We start from the raw sequence: 14524 nt of genomic DNA on the forward strand, positions 1-14524 counted from the left end.
CCTTGGTTTTTAATTATTACTTTAAGAAATTCTTATTGAAAATGTTTAAGTACTGCGATTGCTGTGCTAATTGTTGCAAGAGTAATTGCGACTTAGAAAATTTATCCCGAAATTTTTCGACCTCTAAATCAACCTTTGATTTAAATTTGGACATTTTCTTTTCCAAGGAAAACAATTGCGTACGGATACTATCACTATACGTATCCAGTTCTCCTCCGATATCGGTAATGGTTTTAATACTGGCTACTAATTGATGCGCAACTCCATCCTTCGCTTCAAAAATAAATCCGGAGGCTTCCGTACTAATGAATATATCTGCAACGTAGGAAATGTTTTGAGTATAATAACTATCAAACTTTGTTTTATCCGAAAACGTAAGTGTTCCATTAGAATTTGTGGTAATTCCAATTGCCGCCAACGTTGTCGGACCATCCAGCGTTGAAATGGATTCTATTTCGTTGCGAACAATAGAACGAAGTTTTGCGGCTAACGAAAGATATATGGAATCTCTTCGCAACGACGATGATTGCGTTTTTTCAGATTGAGTTCGCAAATATGTTATGACTTCATTATACTTCGAAATAAATTCGTCAATTTTTGCATAAAGCGCAGTTTTGTCGTTTGCAATGGTAATGGTTACCGGAGTATCTGTCGCTTGCTGTGTTTTACTTAATGTAAGCGTAACTCCTGTAAGTAAATCCGTTATCGAATTTGTACTTCGCTGAACATCAATGCCGTTAAATTTGAATTTAGAATTCAAATCGTTCGAGACAGTATATTGAAATCCAGCAGTATTATTGGTATAAGCTGTGCGTGCAGCATTGACTCCGGCCGTAAGTCCAAGATTAGCCATCAACGTTCCGGATACATCAGCAAAGGTGATAGCATTATCTTCCCCAGAACTGTCTGATGCCAAATATAAGCGGCTATCTGTTGATGTCGGCGTTACTGTTTGCGCTTGAACCGCTGCTTCCGACGTATTGATAGCGCTTACAATTTTGTTAATAATCTCTTTATTTGTTTCACCTCCTTCTATTGTTACAGCAATAGTGGTTGTTACACCATTGACCGTAACATTAAACGATTTTCCTCCCGTTCCTACTTCTGTTTCAATGGACGAATCGTCAGAAGAAACCAAATCTGAAAATAACGAATCGGTTTTTGCTAATCGTTCTACGAGAACGGTGAATGTTCCTGCTTGCGCTTTTTCGGAAGAAGTTGCGCTTGCTATTGTCGAATCAGACGAAGTTGTTGTTTTGGATTCAAACTTTTTGGTGTCTCCCCAATTGGTAAATACAATCATCGAATCGTTTATGAGCGACTTTAATGCATTCAACTTCGTCTTCAATTCTGAGTACGAAGTTTTTCTACTATTCAGTTCGGTTTTTTGCTCATTCAGTTTCGTAATACCTTTACTTTTCTGCGTTCGAACTTGTTCTGCTAACTGATCAATTTTGTCATTCATTGATAATCCGGAAATTCCACTTACGGTTGCCATATACTATGTTGTTTTACGTTTAAAAATGGTTTTGTAATTAATTTCACGTTGTTTGAAATGCGTTTATTCGTTCTTCTTTCTGTTGCTTCAACGCTTGCGACCACGCATCTCGCAAATCCTGAAGAATCTTTTCCGCTTCTTCCAATTTCTTTTTTCTAATGCACGACTTGCAATACTCATAGATTTTCAAAAATCCGCTTGCTACATCTGCTACATTTTTAGGATTCGATTTATCAAAGTTCAATGCTAATATCAATTCCGTAATTGCTTTATCTGCTGTAAAAACATCTTTTCTTTTCAAACTGAATATCGCCGCATCATACATCTTGATAATTATTTCTACAGGAGAAAGATTAACATGAACATTTTGGCGATACTGCGATACGACTTTTCGTGCCGGTTGCAACGGAACTGCCGCTTTTTCTAACATTTCTTCCACGATAAAAAAATACTCTTTTGTCTTTATTCAATAATAAATGAAGAAAGTGGATACATTACGTACCCACTTTCTTTCAATAAGCAAACAAATTGTTCGATTAGAACAATCCGAGTACTTGGTTGCTTGCAGTATTTGCTGCTGCGAGTTGCGCAATGGCAATCTGTTGAAGGATTGTCGCTTGCGTATTGCGTACAGTTTCTGCTGCAATGTCAACATCTTCGTAATGACCGCGAAGTCTGTCTTGTGCATCTACGGCAACGCTGATAACATTGTTATGGGTTTGGAGCCAATCTTGCATTCCTGCCATACGCATTAATTCACTGCGTGCTGCTTGCAATGCAAGTTCATTTAAATTGCTATCAAGAGCTACTGTTCCTACTGCCATTGTTCCGTCATACACTAAGGTACCACCAGCAACGCCAGTAAGATCCCATACGGTTCCGAGAGATTGCGTAGAAATTGTTGATCCGCTTGTGTAAACGAATGCGCCTGATGCTTGTGCAGCTGCTGCTGATAGTTCTCCTTCGTTTGTCCAAGAGACTCCACCACCAGTGCCGTTCGCTGCTAAGTCCATTGATGCATCATAGAGGTTGAATCCATTGTACATATAGTTTGCTGCAGATGCGTCTGCACTCCATTTATCTGCGAGACTTGCTGCTTCGGATTCAATTGCGATTCTTTCGTCATCATCAATTGTTGCACTTCCATATTGAGCAGTTAAATCTTGCAAACGAACGAGGTCTGCTTCTAATTCTTGCCAGAATGCAACTGATACACTAAGTACATCAATCATTCCGTTTACGTTCTCCATACCGGCTTTGTTATTGCGGACGGATGTTTCTGCACGACGGGCAATAGCATAATCTGCTTGACCATCACGCGCGTTATTAATTCTCTTTCCAGTGGAAAGATTAAGTTGACTTGCTGCTAATGATCTATTAGCAGATGCTAATGAGCCTAATACGTTTGATAACATGGCTTATTTTACTCCTAAATTAGTTGTTATATATATAAGTTATTTATAAAATCCCATTTTATAGGGAGGTTTTGAAATGATTTATTCAATACCAAATGTATTATCGGCAAAAAAAATCCAGTTTTTAGTTTTTTTTAAAAAATATTTTAAAATATTTTTTTTGCCCATTTTTTATAAAATTTCAACTCTTTTTCTATGAATTTTCTTCATTCAACTGCACGCAGTTGAGATAAATCGAAAAAATTTATGTACACCTCTAAAAAATCTATGCTTAACACGTATCATCTGCGATTATCTGAGAAATTTGCTGAAAACAGTCTCCCCCGCTCGCCAAATGAACATTTTCCTCAAGACCGTAAACGGTCTTGCTGGGCGAAGAAAGAATCATTAATGATTCTTTGGGTTCAATCTCGAAGTGTGGAGGTTGTTCTTCTTTGTTTTGAGGAGGTTTTAAATAAGTTATTAGAAAAGCCGTAAATTAGTTGAATGAGTTGAAATTGTTTGCAAATCGGTAAAAAAATAGGGAGAGAACGTATTATCAATTGTTTATATTGCAACAAAAATACGTATGGGTTTTTCTTCACAAGTTATCAACTAATTGTTTGTTTTAAATGCGCTATAACACAAATGGGAAAAATATCACTATCAAAAAAAATATGCTAATATATTTGGAAGAAAGGAGTTTCTTATAGTATATTTGGCACACTTTTTTAGAGGGTGCTAATGTTTTTCAGCACAATACATTTTTTTTATTCACTTATATCAAGGAAATCTTAATTTATGAAGATCAAAGTAAAACCCCTTGCTGACCGAGTCGTAGTGAAACCTTTGGAACAAGAAGAAAAAACCAAAGGCGGCATCATACTTCCCGATACAGCAAAAGAAAAACCGGTCATAGGAGAAATTGTAGCCGTTGGTCCAGGAAAAAAAACCGACGATGGCAAGCTTGTTCCTATGGAGTTAAACGTCGGCGATAAAGTTCTCTATGGAAAATATTCAGGAACGGAAATCACAATTGAAGACAGAGAATATTTGATAATGCGCGAAAGCGATATTTTTGGAATCATCTGAATCATTTATTAACTTTTAAAACAAAACAAAACTATGTCATCAAAAATTATTTCATTCGGAAACGATGCGCGCGCAAGTTTGAAACGTGGAGTTGACCAACTTGCCGACGCTGTAAAAGCAACACTTGGTCCCAAAGGACGCAACGTTGTGATTGATAAAAAATTCGGTGCGCCTACGATTACTAAAGACGGCGTAACCGTTGCCAAAGAAATTGAACTCGAAGACCCGTTGGAAAATATGGGAGCGCAACTCGTTCGCGAAGTTGCTTCCAAAACTTCTGATGTTGCCGGCGATGGAACAACAACAGCCACTGTTCTTGCCCAAGCGATAATTCGCGAAGGTTTCAAGAACGTTACTGCGGGCGCAAATCCAATGGATTTAAAACGCGGGATTGATTTAGCAGTTGCAAACGTTGTCGAGGGGTTGAAAAATATTTCTCAATCAGTCGGCGACGATAAAAAGAAAATTGCACAAGTCGGAGCAATTTCCGCCAACAACGATATGTCGGTTGGAAATCTCATTGCCGATGCAATGGAAAAAGTCGGAAAAGACGGAGTTATTACTGTTGAAGACGCTAAAGGTCGCGATACAACGCTCGAAGTGGTTGAAGGAATGCAATTCGACCGCGGATATCTTTCGCCGTATTTCGTAACTGACGCGGAAACGATGGAAGCGAATCTTGAGAAGCCGTATATCTTAATCCACGACAAGAAAATTTCCACGATGAAAGATTTACTTCCTATTCTGGAAAAAGTCGCGCAAGGCGGACGCTCGATGCTCCTTATTGCAGAAGATATCGAAGGCGAAGCGCTCGCAACATTAGTTGTGAATAGAATTCGCGGAACGTTGAAAGTTTGCGCCGTCAAAGCCCCGGGTTTCGGCGATAGAAGAAAAGCAATGCTCGAAGATATTGCCGTTCTTACCAATGGAACAGTGATCTCCGAAGAAGCAGGATACAAACTGGAGAATGCACAGGTATCGTATCTTGGAACTGCCGAAACGGTAAAAATAGATAAAGACAACACAACAATTATCGAAGGCAAAGGCAAGAAAGACGAAATCAAAAAACGCATCAACGAAATAAAAGTTCAGATTGAAAAAACCACTTCGGATTACGATAAAGAAAAACTTCAGGAACGTCTTGCAAAACTTTCCGGCGGTGTTGCCGTATTGAAAGTTGGCGCATCCACCGAAGTAGAAATGAAAGAACTCAAAGCCCGTGTCGAAGATGCACTTCACGCAACACGCGCAGCCGTTGAAGAAGGAATTGTTCCCGGCGGCGGCGTTGCATACCTTCGCGCATTAAAGAAACTTGACGGCATACAAGTTGAAAACGACGACCAAAAAATCGGCGTGGATATCGTGCGTCGTTCACTCGAAGAACCGATTCGCATCATCATTACGAATGCAGGACTTGAACCTTCGATATACGTAAAAGAAGTGAAAGAAGCGAAGAATAAGTTCGAAGGATTTAACGCACAAACTGAGAAACTCGAAGACCTTCTCAAAGCCGGCGTTATTGACCCTACGAAAGTATCTCGCATCGCTTTGGAAAATGCGGCAAGTATCGCAGGTTTGCTTTTGACCACCGAAGCAACAATTGTTGAAAAGCCCGAAGAGAAAAAGCCAATGCCTCCGATGCCTCCCGGCGGCGGAATGGATTACTAATAGCGTAAGACAATTTCGAAAATTGAACTCAAACATAAAACCCCCGTCAAGAAATTGGCGAGGGTTTTGTGTTTAAGAACCATTTCTTATCATTGCACCAGAAATTTAAACAAGCGAAAAATAATTCTCTGCCGCTTTTTGTTTTCTACTGTCGAACACGTTCTTTCCCAAAATCTTTCTCTATTGTGTATTAGAAAAAGCCGAGAAAAAAATATAGACGGACAAGAGAAATACTATCAACCAACTACGACATATCCCTTACAACACTCCAACTCCCAAAGCAATCGCGAGAAGTATAATACATAGCGCGACCATTTTTTGAATACTGTTCATCGTTATTTTCTTTAGAAATTTTGCTCCGATAATCACGCCAAGAAAAGCAGAACAAATTGCTACGATGAAAATGGAAATTTCTTTTTCAAAAAAAGAAAACGAAAAACCTGAACCATAAACACTCAATCGCACAACGTCAACGAGCGAAGCAATAACGACGTTTGTTCCAACGAACTCTTCTTTGGAAAGTTCGCAACGTATAAGAAACATACTCCGGAGTGCGCCCTGATGACCGGATAATCCTCCAAAAAATCCGCTTAATATTCCTCCGAGCGGAAGATATTTTTTTTCAAACGATTTTGAAGCGAATGAAGGAGAAATTTCGGCGAACACAAAGAGGAGCATCACGACTGCAACAACTAATTTCACAGATGTTATGTTCGCCGATACGTTGAAAAATTGAAACGCATACAGCGGAGACGATGATGAAAGAAAGAGCAAAACACCTGCGCCAACAAACGCGGCTACAATGGCAAACGGAGCAAACCGAAACAGCACATTTCGCTCCGCATATTTTCCGAACAACAACAATTTGAAAATATTATTCAGTAAATGAACGATTGCAGTTGATGCAATTGCTGTTTCTACCGGAAGAAAAATTGAAAATACAGGAAGGAGAATTGTACCTAATCCAAAACCTGAAAATAGCGTAAGTACCGACGCAACAAAGGAAGCAATTCCGATTACAATGAGTTCCATCAAGTATTACAAGCGCATTGGTACACGCTTTTCAAATCTCCCTTCGATTTGTTTGAAACACGATGTTATGTTCGTTCAATCCGTTCATCATAAACTCAAAACAATTTTTCTTCGCGCCGATAAATTCCGGCGGAGAAATTCCTTTTTGCGCATACAAACCGCTTGCAAGTAATCTCGCCGCGACAGAACACGTATAACCCGTTGTTCTCGCCATCGAAGTAATTTGTTGTTCTCTATCAAATCTGTCAAGCATATCGTATTGATAGCGAACACGTTTCTTTTTTTCTTTTCCTTCAACAATTACTTGCAACACCGTCAAATCTTCTTCCCCTTCATTCAATTTCCATTGTGGGAAAAGTAATTTTGCAGTAATATCAAGCGGACGAATTGTTTTTCCATTCACAGAAATTTCTTCTTTGCTGAAAAATCCTGTTTCGCGAAAGAGTTTCATTTTTTCTGCGTGCCCGACATACCGCAGCGTTTTCTCCTTCATATTTTTTGCTTTGATAGTTTTCATCAACGAACGCAAACCATCACTATTGAAAGATTCAAGTGTTCCGACATTCGGAAAATTATGTTGTGTAATTTCGGAAAGCGCATCTTTCACAACAACATTTCTGTTTTCAATTATACGCGCAGGACGAGTGTATTCTTCTATCACATCAATCGGCGAAAAAACAATTTTGTATTCAAACGGAAGTTCACGCACGACAGGCAATCCGCCAACGTAACATTCCACATTTTCAATTTCATCCATTTGCGCGTGTTGATAACCGATGATAATATTACTGCTTCCCGGCGCAACGCCACAATCCACAATTGCAGTTATGTTATTTTTCTTCGCAAGTTTGTCGAGTTCAAATGCATCTTCGGGAAAGAAAGAAATGTCCACAATATTTTTCTTCGCTTCGATTACTGCTTTGAGCATATTAAAACCAAGAAATCCCGGAACTGCGCCAATAACCAAATCGAAATCCTTGACAATTTTTTTAATTGTCGCTGCATTCGATACATCCGCTTCAATTCCTTTGAGAGAAAATTTCTCTTTCAAAAATTTCAATCGCTCTTGGGAAACATCTGCAATTGCAACATAAAATTCGCTTTGCAAATCGCGAGCAATAACAGAACCCACTAAACCACCACCGAGAATAATTATTTTTTTCATTTTAGATTTTACATTTTACATTTGTCATTGTGGAAAGCAAATCAGTGAAAACTTATTTTCAGTTGACTACAATTTGTAACCGACATACACTTATTTTGCAGAATATTTTCAAAGCGTTACAATTTGTAACGGTTTCGTTTCCATCATCGGCGCTACGGATTTTTTTCCTTCAAATAATTTTATGTTACTCATTGGATTTATTTTTTCTTATAAATTACTTCCGCAAGTTTTAAAAATGTCATTCGTTTCATTTTGTTTTTCCTTTCTAAAATACTTTACACTAACATACTAAACTACTCAACTACTAATTTACTTCTTCCCAAACTCCACACTCGCAACCGTATGCACTCCACCGCGAATGTTGTAATCAGCAATTACTTCAAGCCATTTTGGTTTGCAACATTGAACTAAATCATTCAAAATGTGATTCACTAAATGTTCCTGATAAATTCCCACGGTGCGATAGGAAAGTAAATAATATTTGAACGAACGCAATTCAATAATATCTTTTTTGGGAATGTAATTTACTTTGATTGTCGCAAAATCCGGTAAACCGGAAAACGGACAAACCGCAGTGAACTCATTCGTATCAATGTTAATCAGAACATTTTTACCGACGTGTTCGTACGGAAATGTTGCGAGAACGCTTGTATCAATTTTTTCGTAGCCGTCAAAGGGAAGAGATTTATCAAATGGCTGAAATTCAGTTCGCCGAGGCGAATAGATTTGTTTCTTCTTCATAAATGTGTAATTTTAACTCAAAAATTTTGCAACAAAAATAGACAAACTCTATGAATCTACGAATTACAATGTACGACGTACGAATGTATATTGCATTCATTGCACTCGTTCTGCTTTCTTGTTCATCAAAACCAACAATGAAAACAGATATCACCGCAAAACCGATGCGGGGATTTGACGAGAAAAAACAGCAGGAAATATTGCTTGGTAAAATTTTGCGCAATGATTTGAAAGGAACTCCGTACGGATGGTTTGATTCCAACTATACGTCCGCGAAACTCGATACAACAGTACTTTCAGAAATTCAGCAACACTGGACAAATGATATTAGAATAGAAATCGTAATGGGAACGTGGTGCAGCGATTCAAAAGAACAAATTCCCCATCTTATGAAAATTCTCGATGCAGTTAATTTTCCGAAAGAAAATGTTTCTCTGTATTGCGTAGATAGAACCAAACATTTCCCATTTGGCGCGCCACACGAAGAAGAAATTGAAAAAATCCCAACAATATTTTTTAACAACGGAGAACAACGACTTGGAAAATTTGTTGAGGTGCCGCTCGAATCATTAGAAAAAGATTTGTTGAATATTTTGAAAGGTAATTATTGAAAAGTATTTTAGGTTTTAGATTTTAGATTTTAGGTTCAGTGTTGAAATTCATATACTACTTCGACAGTTCTACGACAAACGCATCAATAATATCGCGCAGTGTTTTTGTTTTTCCATAATAATTATTGATGATGACCGCAAAAGCAATATTGTCGTTCACGTATCCTGCTAAACTGCTCACGCCGCGTTTTGTTCCGGTTTTTGCAAATACCTTTCCTTCAGCAGAAGTTCCGCGCATTCTATTTTTCAATGTTCCGTCTTTCCCGGCAATTGGAAGAGAATATTTATATGTTGAAAATGTTTGTCGTTGGTTGAACTGATGTAAAAGAATAGTAATCATATTGTTCACGCTCACTAAATTGTAATCCGAAACACCCGAACCATCAGCAATAACAATTTTTGATGTATCAATTCCTATCGAAGCAAAAAATTTTTTTTCCAGTTCAATTCCGCTGTCGGCAACAGCGGGAATCGTATTTTTTTCAGCGGCAAGAATTTTCAGCAAATTTTCTGCGCAAAGATTATCGCTTTCTTTGTTTGCTTTGCATACCAACGAATCAAGCGGATGAATACTCGTTGCGATTTTTTTCCCTTTCGCATCTCCAACATTGATTTCTCCTCGTATCTGAATTCCGTTTGTTTTCAATCGCTCTTTGAAAATCGTTGCAGCATAGAGTTGCGGTTTCCACACATTCAATTCAAACGTATCTCTCGCTGTTGATGCAAGCAATTGTCCCTTGATTATAATCGTATTTTCTCTCTCTTTCCACTTGCGCGTAACCTCAAACTTTGGAAAATGTTTATCAATCTTCTGCACCGTTATCGCTTCGTTCAGCAACAAAAAAAACGAAGTTGATGGTTCAAGTTCTACATTCGGTTTTTCTCCAACGTTGTTCGGCGTAATAAAAACTTTTACCGAATTTCTATTGATACACACAGGAGAAATATACATTGCGCTCGCATCGGGTTCATCGTCCCACATCCACCCTTTTCCCCAATGCATATCGTCGAAATATGAACCATCAACAATAATATTTTCAACAGTGGTAATTCCTTGTTTCACTATGTTTTTCGCAAGCATATCGTAATGTTCCGTTCGTAATATCGCATCGCCGAATCCTTTGAGATACACATTTCCTTTTTCATCGTGATAAATTTCTGTGCGCACTTGAAAATTTTTTCCCAAATAGAAAAACGCCGCTGCTGTGGTCAACAATTTCATTCCCGAAGCGGGATGAAGCAGCGTATTGCTGTTCATTTCAAAAATTGTTGTTCCCGATGCGATGTTCACAACTTTCGCACCTACGAGAGTTGATCGGAGTTCCTTTCTATGGAGAATGGATTTCAATGTTTCAGTATTGATGTTTTGTTGCGAAACAAGGATTTCTGTAAAAATGAAAATTGAAAAGAATAATGCAAACAATTGTTTCATATTTTTTTTTCGATATAATTTGAACGGCAAAAGTTCCCAAAATAAATTGGAATAATCAATAACGGCGGCATTTTAGTTTTTCCTTATCAAAAGCAATATATTTTTCACAAATATTTTAACTTATCAATTAAACATACGAAGAAGAAAAAATTATGGCAGCACCGAATATGCAAAATATGATGAAGCAAGTTCAAAAAATGCAACAGAAAATGGAGCAAATCCAAGCGGAACTTGAAAACATAACGTTGAACGTGGAAGTTGGCGGCGGCGCAATAAAAGTAACAGCAAACGGGCGACAACAAATACTCAAAATAGACATTGAGAAAGAAGTTATTAATCCCGACGACAAAGAAATGCTCGAAGACTTGATTGTTGCAGGCGTAAATAAAGCGCTAGAAGATTCATCAAAGTTGGCTTCGGAAGAAATGAGCAAAGCAACTTCTGGAATGTTGCCGAATATTGGGAATTAATTTTATTCTCATTCGCTTCTATAACATTTTATTCATCGTCCGTGATATGCTCGCAACTTCTTCAGCCTTGGAAAATTTAGTCAATCAGTTTTCTCTCTTGCCCGGTATAGGAAGAAAAACTGCGCAGCGATTAGCGATGTTCGTTTTGAAACTTCCGAAAGAAGAAGTGTTTGCATTTGCGAAGGCGTTGGAAGATGTAAAAACAAAAATGCAATCGTGCTCGCTTTGCTGGAATTTTTCTGAACAAGATCCGTGTGAACTCTGCAGTAATCCGCGACGAGACAATTCAACGATTTGCGTAGTAGAAGAACCGAAAGATGTGTTGTTGTTCGAAAAAACTAATGCGTTTCGCGGTTTGTATCACGTGCTGGGAGGAATACTTTCGCCGCTCGATAACGTCGGTCCCGAAGATTTAAAAGCGAAAGAATTATTTTCCCGTATCAATGAACATACAAAAGAAATTATACTTGCTATAACACCAACTATTGAAGGCGAAGCAACAATTTTATATCTCTCGAAATTCCTGAAACCGCTGGGAATTACCGTTTCCCGAATTGCGCGTGGAATTCCCATTGGCGGCGATTTGGAATTTGTTGACGAAGCAACTCTTTCGACTGCATTGAATGGAAGAATCGTTTTATGATGGACAAATTACGAATTACCAAGTATAAAGTACTCTCTGCTCTCTGCTCTCTGTTCGTTGCTTCGTGCAATATCTTTGATACACGCTCAACAGAACTGCCGAATGTAACACGAACACACTTCGTTTCTCCAACAACGGATAGTCTCGTTATCGAAAACTTGAAATATGCAATTGAAGAACGCAACACGGAAAATTATCTTAAATGCTTTTCCGATACTGCAAACAACGGAACAAGATTTACGTTCGTTCCATCGCAAGATGTTTCCGCACAATACAGAATTTTTGACGAATGGAACTTATATTCGGAACGAAAATTTTTTGACAGACTTCGTATAACGACACTCGTTCATACACCCTCTGCACTATTACTTGCAACAAGAAATAAAACCATAGCCAGCGATTCCGTTATTCTTACCGCCGATTATACGATTTCGTTCGTACATAATCAGAATTTTTCCCACGAAGCGCGCGGCTTAGTTGAATTTGTCATTACCAGAAATCGAACGAACGGTTTATGGAGCATTCGTCAATGGAGCGATTTCAAAACCGATTCTTCTCATACGTGGAGTTATTGGAAAGCGCGATTCAGTCAATAATACTGCAACCGTATGAACACTGCTTGTTCCGTCTTGCTCTTCCTTCTCTCTCTCGTTTCCTTTCGTTGTTTCAATCCATTTGCGCCGGGACTTGATACGGAACCATCGCAAGGAGTTTGTCCTCCGCAAACAGAAGTTGATGGCGTCTTCTGTTCGTTTCGAAATGCGTATTCGTTTAAGGACACCATTCTTTATTCGTCCATCATTGCCGATGACTTTATGTTTCTGTATCGGGATTACGACAGAGGAATTGATGTTTCTTGGGGACGCGACGACGAAATGCGAACAACGTACGGACTTTTTTCCAACGCACAACAATTTTCGTTGATTTGGAATGCCGTTATTTCCCGAAGCGGAAACGGAACAGGAACCGATACATCTATTCTTCGCGCATATACGCTTTCTATCACGTTTAACCCGAGCGATATTATCCGCATTGAAGGCTATGCGAATGTAAAAATGCAACGCGACGAGAACAGGAAGTGGAAAATAATTCAATGGAGAGACGAATCAAATTTCTAACACAATGAACCTTCAGCAAACACTTCTCGAAATCGGTACAATTGTTACGATGAATTCCACACGAGAAATAATTTCCGATGGCGCGATTCTTGTAGAAGAACATCGCATCAAAGAAATTGCTTCGCGGCAAAAGTACAAACATTTTTCCGGACAGCGAATAGATATGCGGCATCTTGCTGCAATTCCCGGATTCATTCAAACGCATATTCATTTGTGCCAAACGTTGTTTCGCGGACTTGCGGATGATTTACAACTTCTCGATTGGTTACAACAAAAAATTATGCCGTTGGAATTTGCACACAACGAACTATCAATGTTCGTATCTGCACAATTAGGAATTGCAGAACTCATTCGCGGCGGAACAACAACAATTCTCGATATGGGAAGTATTCATTATGAAGAAGAAATTATTCGCGCAATAGGTGAAAGCGGTTTGCGTGCGTATGTCGGCAAAGCAATGATGGATATAAACGATTTATTTCCAAAGTTGAAAGAATCAAGAATAGATGCGATGTATTCCACGAGAAAACTTGCGGAAGAATTTCACAATACATTTAACGAACGAGTGAAATATGCTGCCGCACCGCGTTTTGTTCTTTCGTGTTCCGAAAAATTATTACGAGAAATTTCCGAAATGGTCTCTTCGCTCGATGGTATCTTGCTCCACACGCATGCTTCGGAAAACAAGAACGAAATTGCAACAGTAAAGAAAATGTACGGGAAAGCCAACATCGAAGTATTAAACTCCCTTGGCTTGCTTTCTCAAAAATCCGTACTTGCACATTGTGTTCACGTGAACGAACAAGAAATTTCACTTCTCAAAAAAACACAAACAAACATTGCGCATTGTCCCTCATCGAACTTAAAACTTGCGTCGGGAATTGCCAATATTCCGTTGTATCGGAAAAACGGAATCAATGTTTCGCTGGGAGCAGATGGCGCGCCGTGCAATAATACCGTAAATCAATTTCAGGAAATGAAACTCGCGGCGCTTATTCAAAAACCATTCCACACTTCAACATCAATGACGGCTGAAAATGTTTTTGAAATGGCTACCATCAACGGCGCAAAGGCATTGTCGCTCGAAAACGAAATCGGTTCTCTCGAAGTTGGAAAAAAAGCGGATATTGTTTTTCTCAACTTGAACAATGTATGGAATATGTTTTCTACAAATTCTGATTTTTTGTACAGCAATATCGTCCACTCTTCATCGCCGGAAAATGTTGACTCGGTAATGATTGACGGAAAATTGCTGTTGCGAAAACGAGAATTTGTTTCGCTGGATATTGATACGATTGTTGCAAAGGGAAAACGGGAATTGAAAAAACTTTTGAAACGATGCGAATAAGAATATCTACGTCGCGCCTACGTGCTTCGGTAACAATACTCTACGCGTGAATGAACACGCAAAGCTTCGGGATTGACCCCAAAGAATCATTGATGATTCTTTTTTCGCCCAGCAAGATCGTTTACGGTCTTGGGAAAATACCAACTAGAAAATTTTTCCACAACCATCAATGGTTGTGCTGAAACAAAAAAATCCCGATACATTGGGATTGAACCCAAAGAATCATTGATGATTCTTTGGCGGGTTTTTTATAGCGGAAGATTCCAATCGTTTAATGATCCTGTATGGAAGTATTTCGATTGGACTGCTTAT

15 protein-coding genes are annotated in these 14524 nt (G+C 38.7%); 8 read left to right on the forward strand and 7 right to left on the reverse strand.

The genetic code is table 11. The features are described 5' to 3' along the window. Window positions 1–16: 16 nt before the first annotated feature. The 3 genes from FJ218_05605 to FJ218_05615 form a co-directional block, all read right to left on the reverse strand. Window positions 17–1498, reverse strand: coding sequence for a hypothetical protein (locus tag FJ218_05605; GenBank protein MBM4166375.1), 1482 nt, complete (start codon window positions 1496–1498; stop codon window positions 17–19). 43 nt (window positions 1499–1541) lie between these two features. Next, a complete protein-coding gene (locus FJ218_05610; protein MBM4166376.1) occupies window positions 1542–1928 on the reverse strand; it encodes a flagellar protein FliS in 387 nt (128 codons plus the stop codon). Window positions 1929–2034: 106 nt separating this feature from the next. Next, window positions 2035–2913, reverse strand: a complete 879-nt coding sequence (locus FJ218_05615) for a hypothetical protein (protein MBM4166377.1) — start codon at window positions 2911–2913, stop codon at window positions 2035–2037. Between the two features lie 786 nt (window positions 2914–3699). On the opposite strand from FJ218_05615, the gene FJ218_05620 reads away from it, so the two are divergent. Then, complete coding sequence (locus FJ218_05620; protein MBM4166378.1) at window positions 3700–3984, forward strand: co-chaperone GroES; 285 nt, start codon at window positions 3700–3702, stop codon at window positions 3982–3984. Window positions 3985–4017: 33 nt separating this feature from the next. Further along, window positions 4018–5652 (forward strand): chaperonin GroEL, encoded by a 1635-nt coding sequence (gene groL / locus FJ218_05625; GenBank protein MBM4166379.1) that lies wholly within the window; start codon window positions 4018–4020, stop codon window positions 5650–5652. Between the two features lie 258 nt (window positions 5653–5910). On the opposite strand, the gene FJ218_05630 is transcribed toward groL, so the two are convergent. The 3 genes from FJ218_05630 to queF all read right to left on the reverse strand — a co-directional run bounded on the left by FJ218_05630 (window position 5911) and on the right by queF (window position 8590). Then, entirely contained in the window at window positions 5911–6684 is a 774-nt protein-coding gene (locus tag FJ218_05630; GenBank protein MBM4166380.1) for a sulfite exporter TauE/SafE family protein, read from the reverse strand. A 31-nt stretch (window positions 6685–6715) separates the two neighbouring features. Beyond that, entirely contained in the window at window positions 6716–7849 is a 1134-nt protein-coding gene (locus tag FJ218_05635) for a saccharopine dehydrogenase (GenBank protein MBM4166381.1), read from the reverse strand. Between the two features lie 309 nt (window positions 7850–8158). Continuing rightward, window positions 8159–8590 carry an NADPH-dependent 7-cyano-7-deazaguanine reductase QueF gene (gene queF / locus FJ218_05640; GenBank protein ID MBM4166382.1) on the reverse strand — a complete coding sequence of 144 codons (432 nt, stop codon included), beginning with the start codon at window positions 8588–8590 and terminating at the stop codon, window positions 8159–8161. Between the two features lie 50 nt (window positions 8591–8640). Here queF and FJ218_05645 point away from each other — a divergent pair, with 50 nt between their 5' ends. Further along, window positions 8641–9201, forward strand: coding sequence for a thiol reductase thioredoxin (locus FJ218_05645; GenBank protein ID MBM4166383.1), 561 nt, complete (start codon window positions 8641–8643; stop codon window positions 9199–9201). 55 nt (window positions 9202–9256) lie between these two features. Here the strand turns inward: FJ218_05645 and dacB are convergent, their stop codons facing one another. Continuing rightward, the gene (dacB, locus tag FJ218_05650) at window positions 9257–10633 is read right to left on the reverse strand and encodes a D-alanyl-D-alanine carboxypeptidase/D-alanyl-D-alanine-endopeptidase (GenBank protein MBM4166384.1); all 1377 of its coding nucleotides are present in this window, start codon (window positions 10631–10633) and stop codon (window positions 9257–9259) included. Between the two features lie 167 nt (window positions 10634–10800). Between dacB and FJ218_05655 the strand changes: the two genes are divergently transcribed. Genes FJ218_05655 through FJ218_05675 form a run of 5 tightly spaced genes read left to right on the forward strand, consistent with a single transcriptional unit; the run spans window position 10801 to window position 14212 of the window. Further along, window positions 10801–11103 (forward strand): YbaB/EbfC family nucleoid-associated protein, encoded by a 303-nt coding sequence (locus FJ218_05655; protein ID MBM4166385.1) that lies wholly within the window; start codon window positions 10801–10803, stop codon window positions 11101–11103. Between the two features lie 46 nt (window positions 11104–11149). Beyond that, window positions 11150–11746, forward strand: coding sequence for a recombination protein RecR (gene recR / locus FJ218_05660; GenBank protein ID MBM4166386.1), 597 nt, complete (start codon window positions 11150–11152; stop codon window positions 11744–11746). Next, window positions 11743–12342 carry a hypothetical protein gene (locus FJ218_05665; GenBank protein ID MBM4166387.1) on the forward strand — a complete coding sequence of 200 codons (600 nt, stop codon included), beginning with the start codon at window positions 11743–11745 and terminating at the stop codon, window positions 12340–12342. Before recR ends, FJ218_05665 begins: the two co-directional genes overlap by 4 nt. Before the next feature lie 33 nt (window positions 12343–12375). After that, window positions 12376–12864: a hypothetical protein gene (locus FJ218_05670; protein ID MBM4166388.1), complete on the forward strand. Its 489-nt coding sequence runs from the start codon at window positions 12376–12378 to the stop codon at window positions 12862–12864. Between the two features lie 4 nt (window positions 12865–12868). Beyond that, complete coding sequence (locus tag FJ218_05675; GenBank protein MBM4166389.1) at window positions 12869–14212, forward strand: 5'-deoxyadenosine deaminase; 1344 nt, start codon at window positions 12869–12871, stop codon at window positions 14210–14212. Window positions 14213–14524 lie beyond the last annotated feature (312 nt).

It is taken from the genome of Ignavibacteria bacterium, assembly GCA_016873775.1.
GTDB lineage: Bacteria > Bacteroidota > Ignavibacteria > UBA10030 > F1-140-MAGs086 > JAGXRH01.

Excerpts from the sequence above, each read along its gene's own strand:
- FJ218_05605 (MBM4166375.1), bottom strand. The coding sequence starts at position 1,498 with ATGGCAACCGTAAGTGGAATTTCCGGATTATCAATGAATGACAAAATT.
- FJ218_05610 (MBM4166376.1), bottom strand. The coding sequence starts at position 1,928 with ATGTTAGAAAAAGCGGCAGTTCCGTTGCAACCGGCACGAAAAGTCGTA.
- FJ218_05615 (MBM4166377.1), bottom strand. The coding sequence starts at position 2,913 with ATGTTATCAAACGTATTAGGCTCATTAGCATCTGCTAATAGATCATTA.
- groL (MBM4166379.1), top strand. The coding sequence starts at position 4,018 with ATGTCATCAAAAATTATTTCATTCGGAAACGATGCGCGCGCAAGTTTG.
- FJ218_05630 (MBM4166380.1), bottom strand. The coding sequence starts at position 6,684 with ATGGAACTCATTGTAATCGGAATTGCTTCCTTTGTTGCGTCGGTACTT.
- FJ218_05635 (MBM4166381.1), bottom strand. The coding sequence starts at position 7,849 with ATGAAAAAAATAATTATTCTCGGTGGTGGTTTAGTGGGTTCTGTTATT.
- queF (MBM4166382.1), bottom strand. The coding sequence starts at position 8,590 with ATGAAGAAGAAACAAATCTATTCGCCTCGGCGAACTGAATTTCAGCCA.
- FJ218_05645 (MBM4166383.1), top strand. The coding sequence starts at position 8,641 with ATGAATCTACGAATTACAATGTACGACGTACGAATGTATATTGCATTC.
- dacB (MBM4166384.1), bottom strand. The coding sequence starts at position 10,633 with ATGAAACAATTGTTTGCATTATTCTTTTCAATTTTCATTTTTACAGAA.
- FJ218_05655 (MBM4166385.1), top strand. The coding sequence starts at position 10,801 with ATGCAAAATATGATGAAGCAAGTTCAAAAAATGCAACAGAAAATGGAG.
- recR (MBM4166386.1), top strand. The coding sequence starts at position 11,150 with ATGCTCGCAACTTCTTCAGCCTTGGAAAATTTAGTCAATCAGTTTTCT.
- FJ218_05665 (MBM4166387.1), top strand. The coding sequence starts at position 11,743 with ATGATGGACAAATTACGAATTACCAAGTATAAAGTACTCTCTGCTCTC.
- FJ218_05675 (MBM4166389.1), top strand. The coding sequence starts at position 12,869 with ATGAACCTTCAGCAAACACTTCTCGAAATCGGTACAATTGTTACGATG.